The sequence below is a fragment of the Kitasatospora sp. NPDC091257 genome (genome assembly GCF_044757675.1).
GTDB classification, from domain to species: domain Bacteria; phylum Actinomycetota; class Actinomycetes; order Streptomycetales; family Streptomycetaceae; genus Kitasatospora; species Kitasatospora lactacystinica.
The window spans coordinates 1-9558 of sequence record NZ_JBIVVI010000214.1 but is presented as its reverse complement, the minus strand read 5'-3'; the positions used below and the strand labels follow the sequence as shown (position 1 = coordinate 9558).

The window sequence follows — 9558 nt, the reverse complement described above, 5'->3', positions numbered from 1 at the left end:
GGTGTCCCCGCCACCCTCCCAGTGGGCCGCCAGCGACCGCGCACCGGTCCTCACATCGTCGCCGGCGACGGTGGAGAGCAAATAGTCGATGCCGCTGCCCGCACTGATCGGGTGAAGGGTGATCACCGGCCGGCCCCGGCACCGTCCCGACGCACCGCAGCGCCGGCGACGTACCGGTCTCCCGGGCGGCCGACGGAGCAGGGCACCTGGCGCACTCCTTCGGGATCAACGGCGGATAGCAAGAGGTGTGCTGTTCTTGATCAGGCTAGTTGCCCGTCCGCTCTCGCTTCGGCATCTCGTCCGTGTCCGCTGCTCTTCGTCGATCGCCTCTCTCCCCTCCTGGTTGTCCCTCCGTCACCTTCCGATCTGCTCGTGATCGGGCACTTCCGGACCGCGTATTCCTTCTGCCGAGCGACGACGCGGGGCGGCTCACCCGAAGGTGCTGTACTCGGGCACGGTGGGACGCCAGGATCGCGCCATGACCTCACGCAGGAACGAGCAGATGATCGACCGGCGCGCCGCCCTGAAGCAGCGCCAGGATCAGGAACGCGAGAACCTCCGGCAGCGGCAGACCCGCCAGACCTCCGCCCTGACCGCGATCGACAGGGCCAAGGAGCGCGTCGAGCTGGCCCAGGGAGAGCTCGCCAGAGAGCTGGAAAAGGCCGTGCCGCTCTTCGACGGCGACATCGAGGAACTCGCGGAAACGGCCGGGATCCCCAAACGCGATGTGCAGGCCGCGCTGAAGGGCCGGAAGGACATCTCCGCACGCATGGCGAAGCTCACCTTCCCCTCCCCGACAGCAGCCTCGGCGAGCGACGAAAGCCAGGACGCGGAACCCGAGCCGGCCGACGCCTGACCACCGCACCGGACGGTCCGCTGCTGTCCGCGCTTCTCACCGACCCCGGCGGCGCACTCGTGCGACGCCTCACCGCCCACGGCATCCCCAGCCGCCCGGGCCGCCGCTCTCGTGCAGCTCGCGCAGGACATGCCCCCGGCCGTCCTCGCCCCCATGCTCGGCCTCAACCTCATCACCTCACCCTCACGCGATCGCTCCCGGGCCGCGACCGACTGGACCGCCTACCTCCAGGCCCGGGCTGCGGCGTCATCACCTTCGCCGGGTGTCAAGGGACAGTGGGATCTCCCCGGTGGCGGAAAGCTGATCGGATCTGATCAACATTTCGGGATCGCCCAGCGTGACTGGCTTAGGTCGTCAGGAGTATCCGGCGACGCAGCAACGGGAAGCTGGCACGTCCATATCCTTGCCTTTTGAGGTATTTGATCCGGTTGACGTGACCCTCGACCGGGCCGCTGTTCCAGCGCAGGGTGAGGCCGGCGGTCACGGCGTCGAGGTCCTGGCGCAGGTGGCGGGCGAAGTTGCGCAGGGGCGGCAGGTCGGTGGCCTCGGTCTGCTCGATCCACTCGGGTAGGTGCTCACCGTCGAGGTTCTTCATCATCCGGGCGAAGTCGCGCACCCGTTCGGCGGCGGTGGCCAGTTCGGGGCAGCGGGCCAGGAGGTGCTTGAGCCGGAGGGCTTCGTCGCTGGTCAGGGCGTCGGGGTGGCGGGTGAGCCAGCCGGCGGCCTGTCGGACGGTCAGCGTGGTCGGCAGCCTGGGTGCCGGTGCGGGCGAGGAACGGAACGGCTCCAGCCAGCGTCGGACGCTGCGGTTGCTGCCCCGGTAGCCCAGGGCCTGGATCTCGCGGAAGAGCAGTCCGCTGTCCGTGCAGCCGTCGTTCCACCGCTGGTTCAGATAGCCGACCCACGGGGCGAGCGCGCGGCCACCCTGCCTGGATGGGACCAGCAGTTCCTCGACCGCGGGGACGTGAGCGTACTTGCGGACGGTCTTGCGGTCCAGGCCGAGCAGCTCCGCGATCCGGCCGATGCCCACACCCTTGCCGTACAACTCCTTTACGGTGGCGAAGCGTTCACGGGTCGTGCTGGCCCGCCTGCCGTCCGGGAGCTGCACCTGCGGTTCAGGGGCAGGGGCGGGGTTCTGGGCCTGGTCGTCCGGGTTCTTCAGGCAGGCGCGGTGGGCGATCACGCACTTCTCGACCGTCTCGGCGAGGTTCTTCCACAAGTGAAAGCGGTCTGCCACTTGCACCGCGTCCGGTGCGGCGGTGCGGACGGCCTCGGCGTAGGCGCTGGCCCGGTCGCGGCACACGATCTCGGCGCCGGGATGCTTGCGCAGCCAGTCGGCCAGGGTCTCGGCGGTGCGGTCGGGCAGCACGTCGATGGGGCGGCGGGCCTCGATGTCGATGAGGACGGTGGCGTAGACGTGGCCGCGCTTGAGGGCGAAGTCGTCGACGCCGAGGACCCGCGGCGCCCGCTGGAGCGGCGGGTCGGGCAGCGTGCGTATGAGGTTGAGCAGGGTGTTCGCGCCGGCCCGGCAGTGCAGGTGCTCGGCGAGTCGGCTCCCGGCACGGCCGGCGAGTGCGAGCGCGACCGCTTCCAGCACCTCGCGCTGGAGCAGGCTGCGACGGCCGTAACGGAACGTCAGACCTTCGACCTGCTCGGCGAACGTCCGGCGCGGACAACCGGGCGCCTCGCAGCGGAACCGGCGTACCGACAGGGCGATCGTCGCGGCACGGCCGCCGACGGCCAGGTCGGCGATCCGCCGCCGGTAGCGGTCGTGCACCCGGGCCGAGCCGGCACCGCACCCCGGGCAACATGCCTGCTCGGAGGCCGAACGAGCAGTGATCCGCAGCCCCGTCTCCGCGACGCGGACCTCCTCGACCACCAGGCCGGACAGCTGCGGGAGCAGCAGCTTCAACGTCTGATCACATAGCACTACTGTTCAAAGATCGACCTGATGATCAGTCACGCTGGGCGATCCCGAAATGTTGATCAGATCCGTCTGCCGCGTCCGCTGACAGCCGGGGCGATCCATCGGATCGACATGCGGTTCTGCTCGGGGAAGTGCCGATCCCGGGCCTACCGGCGGCGCGCTGCCCGCCGGGCCCGCCTCGCAGCGTGACGTCAAGCCGTTGCGGAAATCGGTGGGCTACCGGACGGTATGACGCCCGGACGTCACGTTCCAGGCCGTGTGGAACCAGAACTCTCCGGAGGTGGGCCCGTGTTCAACGCTGTACGTACTGTGATGACCTTCGCCGTCGACCCCGCGGTGTCGGCCCGGTGGTGGGGGCGGCGCCGGCCGGCACAGGTCAGACGGTCGCGGCCGGGGCGGGCTCGGTGGAACCGGCCTGTCGGTGCTCGTACCGCTCCTGGGCCAGCGCCTCCACCCGGTTGCGGAACGCCGACTCCGGCCCCGTGCCCCACTCGTGCATCATCACCAGCAGCTGGTTGAGTACCGTGTCGTACTCGACGAGCGTGCTGCTGCCCTCCGGGATCCGGCTCGCCAGCTGCGAGAGCCGCTCGTAGTCGCCGTCGGCCGTCAGTTTGGCCCTGAAGTTGGCGACGTACGTCGAGAGCTTGTCGCCCTTGGCGTAGTTCAGCTTGTTCCTGATCAGTGCGGTGTGCGATTCCGGGATGGTGGCGCTCTCCCGGGCGAGCAGTGCTTCGAGTTCGCCGATCCGGGCCGTCCGGTGCTTGGCCAGGGCGATGGCCTCCGCCTCGCTCATGCTCAGCGGGAGCATCAGCATGACCGCCGAGTTCCCGTACGTCCGGTGCGTGGCGACGTGCGTGAGCTCGTGGACCAGCGACCCCGTGCGCTCGACGGTCCCGTCCGGCTGGGTGAGCCCGTGCTTGACCGTGTAGGCCTGCCCCGCCGGCCCGCCGAGCTTGGCACCCGCGCCACCGGCCTCGAAGTTGACCTGGTCCGTGCCGGTCAGCACCTCGGTCAGGATCCGCTTCAGGGTGCCGTCCGTCAGCGTGTCGCGCAGCGCCTCGATCCGCGCCAGGTCCCGGCGGACGAGGTAGGCCTTCTGCTCCGGGGTCAGCGCGTGGACCGCCCGGCTCATGAGGTCCTGGACCAGGGCGCTGAGAACTCCGAGGTCCTTGCCGTCCGGCGTCGCCGCGTGCCTCGCGAGCAGGTCGTTCGCCTCCATGAGGTGGACGAACCCGCCGGACTCGTCGTCGCGCCGCTGGTAGCGCTCCAGGCAGTCGTAGATGGGCTGCTCCTGCCGGGCCTGGCGCATGGCGGTCTCGACGGCGACGTCCAGGGCCATCCCGTTCTTCTCGGTGGCCGCCTCGTTCATGAGATCGAAGGTCGCGTTCTTGCGCGGGCCGTCCTTCAGTTCCTCCTGGGCCTTGAGGCACAGTTGGACGATCGCCTCCAGTTGCTGCGAGCGGACGGAGAACTGCTGTTCCGGAATCGCGTGGAACCGCTCCAGCGCCGCGTCCAGCTTCTTCAGCGCACCGGGACGGATGCTCTTCTTCACAGAGCTCCGCTGCTTGAAGGCCTCCACGCTCATCAGACGGGCGATCGGCAGGGCCTCCGAGGGCCGGCTCCCCCGTTCGGGGGCCGGCACCGCCGGGGCCAGCGCCACCGTGGCCATCCCGCTCCCCGCCATCACCCGCCGGGCGTTGGCCTCGGCTTCGCGTTCGAAGCGGTCGGAGGGGTCGGACACCCGCAGGCCCGCGCCGTTGTCCGTGCCCGCGACCGGACCCCGGCGCTGCTGGATGACGTGCGTCAACTCGTGGGCCAGGGTGTGCTTGTCGCCGCCACCGTCACCGAGCACCACATGGTGGCCGCTGGTGTACGCACTGGCGCCGACCTCGGCGGCGGAGGCCTTGGCGGCGCTGTCGTCATGGATCCGGACGTCGGAGAAGTCGGCGCCGAAGCGGTTCTCCATCTCGGTGCGGGTCGCACCGTCGAGCGGCCGACCGCCGGTCCGCAGGACCTCGAACACGGTGGAGCGCTGCACCGCGAACCGTGCCGAATCCCCCTGTGCGAGGTGCCCGGCGTGCAGCACCCCGCCCCGGCGCATCATCTGCACGACGGCGGCGTTCCCGACCGAGGCCTGGAGCGCGAGCAGGCTCCGCCCGGTTGCCGGAATCTCTCCCGCCGGCCGCTTGGACGCAGCCGTACGCTGCGCCGCCTGCAGTCCGTCCCGCTGGTCGTCGCGTTCCTGTGCTCGCACTGCCGCTCCTGACCCCGGGTGGCGACGACGTGGCCGGGTCGCCACGGTGGCCACCGCACACTCACGGCCCAGGATCCCACCCGGCTCGCCCCGCAAGGACGGCCGTACCCCAAAGTGCACCGAACTCTGCCCGAAAGCCCCTCGCCCGCCGGGCCGCACCGCTTCCTCAGCCGCCGACTTCGGCCGGCTCTCCGGAACGACCGCCTACGACGGGAGCGGGTCGGCCGGGGGCGGCGACCGTCACGCCCGGCCGGTCGAACCTGCCGTCCACCGGTCGGTGGACGGCACGGGTGGGGCTACCGGCAGCGAGTCCGGTTCGGGCGCGCCGGCCGCCTGCCAACTCGCCGACGGGACACTTCCATGGTTTGCCGACGAATCACCTCACAATGGGTCGCGACTCGACTACGAGAGGCGACATCATGCCGATGATCCTCATCAAGGGCAGCTACCTGATCAAGGGCTTCGAACCGGACGGCGACACCATCCGCTTCCTCCCCGACGACCTCACCCTCTGGTCCAAGGTCCCCGGCGGGGTCAAGGTGAAGGACGGTGGCGCCAGCTTGCGGCTGGACGGGATCGACGCCCTGGAGACGCACTACCAGGGCGTCGGTCCCGAGTTCGCCCACCAGCCGCTCGACCTGGGCGCCCACGCCGCCCGGGATGTCCTGCTGGCCTGGCTGGGCTTCACCGACGTCCAGCGGGGAGGGGACGAGAAGGTCACCTCCGCCACCCCGGAGACCGTCTCCGGGTACATCCTCGCCAGCGGCGCCGACAAATTCGGCCGCTGCGTCGCGTTGGTCGGCAGGGGCACGCCGGACCCGGACGCCGCGAGCGGAACGTCGGTCATGGTCACCGTCCCGATGCTGCACCAGACCGCCAACCACGAACTGCTGTCCCGTGGCCTGGTCTACCCGACGTTCTTCTCGAACCTGCCGGAGGAACTGCGCCTCGACATGGCCGCCACCGCCCGACAGGCACGGGCCATGAAGGCGCCCGACAGCGTCTGGGCCAACGACGTCACCCACACCGGCGCCGTGATCGAGGACCTGGGCAGCCTCACCGACCAGTTGGTCATCCTGCCGAAGCTGTTCCGCAGCCTGGCCGACTACCTGCGGCTCTTCGGCCCCTCCCTCGACGCCTTCCCCGCCTTCCTGGCCGGCAAGGACGACGAGTACTTCTTCTCCGACCCGAGGTTCACGACCAAGGGCCTGCAGCACGTCGTCGACGTCATCGGCAACACCGTCAAGCTGCGCCCCGCCATCGAGGACATCGTCTTCCTCGAGAAGTGAACGGGAGGACGCCCACCATGCCACCCACTGCCGACTTCCGCGGCCTCTCCGAACACCTCACCGGTACGGCCCCGCTCGACGCCCGGCTCTCCGACGCCTTCCAGCAACGCGTCCTCACCGCCTACCCCGCCGATCTCCCCCGCCTGCTCACCGCCTGGACCACCGCGACGGGCGCGCCGGACCCGGGCAAGGACCTCCAGGACACCCTGGACGCCGACGCCGCGCTCGCGCTCACCGCGCGCGCCGTGATCACGGTCTGGTACACCGGGCTGTTCCCCCACCCGGACGAGACGCCGGATCCCCCCGGCACCTCCGCACAGTGGCGCTCCGGCCTGATCTGGAGCGTGATCGAGGCCCACCCGGGCTCCGCCGCACCGCAGCCGCCCCAGCCCAGCGGGTACGGCCACTGGACCCAGCACCCCTGAGCGAGCGAGGAACCGACCCCATGGACTTCGATTTCGACCTGGTCGTGGTGGGCGCCGGCGTCGCCGGGGCGCTCACCGCCTGCACCGTGAAGGCCGCGAAACCCGGCGCCCGCGTCCTGATCCTGGACGCCGGGAACAACGGCCTCGACGCGACGCAGCGGGCCGCGTTCGTCGAGGCCTACCAGCTCTCCCCCGGCAAGGGCGTCCCGACGCCCTACGCCGATCTGCTGAACAACAAGGACGGCTTCGCCCCCTCCCAGGACGGTGTCAGCAATCCGGTCGTGATGAACCAGTACTACGACCAGAGCGGAACCACCGACCTGTTCAAGAGCGGCTTCCAGCGCATGACCGGCGGCAGCACCTGGGCCTGGCGCGGCAACACCCCCCGCTGGCTCGCCAACGACTTCCGGCTGAACACCGTCTACGGTCGCGGAGTGGACTGGCCCTTCGACTACGACGAGTTGGAGCCCTACCTCGTCCGGGCCGAACAGGAGTTGGGCGTTTCGGGCGACGACGCCGAGTGGGCGTCCCTGACCCGGCGCAGCGCCGACTTCCCGATGCCGGCCATCGCCCCGAGCTACGGGGACCTGGTCGTCCGCGAGGCGCTGGCCGGCATGCCGCCGATCGACAACGTCGACGTGGTCCCGATCACGACCCCGCAGGCCCGCAACTCCCGGGAGTACCAGGGGCGCAGCTCCTGCCAGGGCAACTCCAGCTGCCTGCCGATCTGCCCGTCCGGGGCCAAGTACGACGCCGGGCACCACGTCGGCAAGGCGGTCGCGCTCGGCGTCGACCTCAAACCCGCGTGCGTGGTGACCAAGGTGGTGCCCCAGCAGGACGGCTCCTCCACCGTCGTGTTCAAGGACTGGACCACCGCCGACCTCGCCGAGCAGAGCGTCACCACCCGGCAGCTGGTGCTGGCCCTCAACGCGGTCGAGATCCCCAGGCTCTGGCTGATCTCGGGCCTGCGGAACACCAGCGACCAGGTCGGCCGCAACCTGATGGACCACCCCACCGACGAGGTGGTGGGCCTGCTCGCCGAGCCGGTCTTCCCGTTCCGCGGTCCGCAGAGCACGCTCGGCATCGAGAACTTCCGGGACGGCCTGTTCCGCAAGGACACCGGTGGCTTCCGGATGACGATCGGCGACGACGGCTGGGGCCGTACCCAGTCACCGGAGGCCGCGCTCGACGCCCTCATGTGGGACAAGGCCGCCCGGAAGATCCTGCTGACCGGCGCGAAGCTCCAGGAGGCCGTCAACCACCGGGTCACCCGGATGCTGCGGTTCAGCTACTCCACAGAGCAGCTGCCCAACCCGGACAACCGGGTCACGCTCTCCGACAAGCGCGACGTCCTCGGCCTGCCCCGCCCGAAGATCGCCTACCGGGTCGACGCCTACTCCAAGGCCGCGCTCACCTACGGCCACAGCGTCGCCCACCGGATCTGGCAGTACCTCGAAGGCACCGTCGGCGCCACGGAGATCGCCCCCGCCGCCCCGGCCGGGACGTACAAAGGCTCCGGCCACCTGATGGGCACCATGCGGATGGGGACCGCCGCGGCGGACTCCGTGGTCGACCCGTCCGGTCAGTCCCACGACCACCCGGGCGTCTGGGTCGTCGGCTCCGCCGTGTTCCCCACCGGTGGCACGTCCAACCCCACCCTCCAGCTGGCCGCCGTCACCCTGCGCACCGCCGACGCCCTCGCCGCCGCCCTGTAGGGCGGTGGGGCTGCCGAACGACCGGGGCGCGGCACCCTCGGAGGTGCCGCGCCCCGGTCGTTCTGTGCTCGGCCCGCATCCACCACCCGGTGGCCGTGGCGGAAGAGGGGGCGCGGGGGCGAAGGGCACGTCCTCGCCGGAGGCGGCGACGACGGCGTCCGAGGCGGGCAGGTCGAACGGGAGGGTCGCGGTCATCGGGGCGCGGCCGAGGGCGGCGTCCAGGACGACCTCATCCGCGGCGCCGAACTCCCCGATCAGCAGGGCCGCGTGCGGGGCCAGCGGGGTGAGGACGGCGGGGTGAACACGGCGGGCCGTTCCAGCTGGGCGGCGAAGACCGTGGGCACGGTAGCGGCCAGTGCGGTGAGCCGCTCGACCTCGGCCGGCTCGAACTCCAGCGAACCGCTGTGGAAGTGCTGTTCGAGCATGCCCTCGCGCCGCTCGTACGGGGTGGCGAGGCGGACCACCGCCAGGTCGGCCTGCTCCGGGTCCTCGACGACGGTGCCGTAACCCGCGGCGGCCTCCGGGTCGATGCCCTCGACGTAGAGCCGGGTGGCGGTGCGCGGCTCGCCGGCCAGGTGGACCACGGAGCGGCGCTGGGCCTCGCGGCCGAGCGCCCGGCCCTCCGGAGCGCAGCGCGGCGAGGACGTGTTCGGCGGCGTCGGAGAGGAAGACGTGCAGCGGCGCCGGCCGTTCGGGCTGGTCGGTCACCGGTCGCCGCCAGCGGCGCACCCGGGCGAAGACAGGTCCGGCTTCGTTGGGCGTACGGCAGAGACCTGACCGGGGATCGCAGGAAGTCCAGCTCCTTGGCGAGACGACTCCGGCCGAGTCCGATGGCTGGCTGCTTACCGACGTGCCGCAGCCGCACGGACACCGACCCGATCCACCCGTGTCGGCCGACGTCCACGCGGCCGGACGAGCGGGCACCACCGCGGCGGGACCGTGGTCACCCCGGCACCGCCGGGACGGAGCAACCACCGACACCCCGCATTCAGTTTCCTGGTGACCCGCCCCGACCCGTACGACGTCCTCACCCGGTGGCTCGCCGCCGGCCTCGGCAAGCACGGCCGCGCCCTGCAGGGCACCACCCCCACC

At 71.1% G+C, this 9558-nt stretch carries 7 protein-coding genes; 4 read left to right on the top strand and 3 right to left on the bottom strand.

Going from position 1 to position 9558, the window contains the following annotated elements:
• The first annotated feature begins 478 nt into the window (after positions 1 to 478).
• Positions 479 to 856 carry a hypothetical protein gene (locus tag ACIQOV_RS13010; RefSeq protein ID WP_331768768.1) on the top strand — a complete coding sequence of 126 codons (378 nt, stop codon included), beginning with the start codon at positions 479 to 481 and terminating at the stop codon, positions 854 to 856.
• 346 nt (positions 857 to 1202) lie between these two features.
• Here ACIQOV_RS13010 and ACIQOV_RS13005 read toward each other — a convergent pair whose 3' ends face one another.
• Positions 1203 to 2768: an ISL3 family transposase gene (locus tag ACIQOV_RS13005; protein WP_331768769.1), complete on the bottom strand. Its 1566-nt coding sequence runs from the start codon at positions 2766 to 2768 to the stop codon at positions 1203 to 1205.
• Positions 2769 to 3159: 391 nt separating this feature from the next.
• Positions 3160 to 5037, bottom strand: a complete 1878-nt coding sequence (locus ACIQOV_RS13000) for a DUF4157 domain-containing protein (RefSeq protein ID WP_401048086.1) — start codon at positions 5035 to 5037, stop codon at positions 3160 to 3162.
• Between the two features lie 419 nt (positions 5038 to 5456).
• On the opposite strand from ACIQOV_RS13000, the gene ACIQOV_RS12995 reads away from it, so the two are divergent.
• Genes ACIQOV_RS12995 through ACIQOV_RS12985 form a run of 3 tightly spaced genes read left to right on the top strand, consistent with a single transcriptional unit; the run spans position 5457 to position 8466 of the window.
• Positions 5457 to 6326 (top strand): nuclease, encoded by an 870-nt coding sequence (locus tag ACIQOV_RS12995; protein ID WP_401048084.1) that lies wholly within the window; start codon positions 5457 to 5459, stop codon positions 6324 to 6326.
• Between the two features lie 17 nt (positions 6327 to 6343).
• A complete protein-coding gene (locus tag ACIQOV_RS12990) occupies positions 6344 to 6751 on the top strand; it encodes a sugar dehydrogenase complex small subunit (RefSeq protein ID WP_401048081.1) in 408 nt (135 codons plus the stop codon).
• A gap of 20 nt (positions 6752 to 6771) precedes the next feature.
• Positions 6772 to 8466: a GMC oxidoreductase gene (locus ACIQOV_RS12985; protein WP_401048078.1), complete on the top strand. Its 1695-nt coding sequence runs from the start codon at positions 6772 to 6774 to the stop codon at positions 8464 to 8466.
• A 254-nt stretch (positions 8467 to 8720) separates the two neighbouring features.
• Here ACIQOV_RS12985 and ACIQOV_RS12980 read toward each other — a convergent pair whose 3' ends face one another.
• Positions 8721 to 9050 carry a hypothetical protein gene (locus tag ACIQOV_RS12980; RefSeq protein WP_331768773.1) on the bottom strand — a complete coding sequence of 110 codons (330 nt, stop codon included), beginning with the start codon at positions 9048 to 9050 and terminating at the stop codon, positions 8721 to 8723.
• Between the last annotated feature and the right edge of the window lie 508 nt (positions 9051 to 9558).

Excerpts from the sequence above, each read along its gene's own strand:
- ACIQOV_RS12995 (WP_401048084.1), top strand. The coding sequence starts at position 5,457 with ATGCCGATGATCCTCATCAAGGGCAGCTACCTGATCAAGGGCTTCGAA.
- ACIQOV_RS13010 (WP_331768768.1), top strand. The coding sequence starts at position 479 with ATGACCTCACGCAGGAACGAGCAGATGATCGACCGGCGCGCCGCCCTG.
- ACIQOV_RS12985 (WP_401048078.1), top strand. The coding sequence starts at position 6,772 with ATGGACTTCGATTTCGACCTGGTCGTGGTGGGCGCCGGCGTCGCCGGG.
- ACIQOV_RS12990 (WP_401048081.1), top strand. The coding sequence starts at position 6,344 with ATGCCACCCACTGCCGACTTCCGCGGCCTCTCCGAACACCTCACCGGT.